General features: G+C 73.0%; 1 protein-coding gene. It reads left to right on the top strand.

Annotated elements, in window-relative coordinates; all coding sequences use genetic code 11:
- Positions 1-59 precede the first annotated feature (59 nt).
- Positions 60-274, top strand: a 215-nt coding sequence (locus tag AC0IYH_RS31545) for a hypothetical protein (RefSeq protein ID WP_471838178.1), incomplete at its 3' end; no start/stop codon positions are given.

The raw sequence follows: 274 nt of genomic DNA, 5'->3' as shown, positions 1-274 counted from the left end.
CCGGTACCGACGCAACCCGTCGTGACCGACCCGTATGCCTACCCGCAGGATGACGATTGATGGCCAAGCGTGGACACCGCCCCTCGACCGGCGTGGGCAATCGCCCGCGCATCTGGGGGCGCCACCCCGTCACCGCCGCGCTGGCGAACCCCGACCGCACCGTCCGCAAGCTGTGGATGACGCGGGAGGCGGCGGCGGCGCTGGACGTGCCACCGGCGATCCCGGTGACCTTCGCCGATGTCGCCGACCTCGGCCGGCTTGTGCCGTCCGACGC

The organism is Pseudomonas sp. AC463 (assembly GCF_979253585.1).
This window is presented reverse-complemented; position numbering and strand designations above follow the sequence as displayed.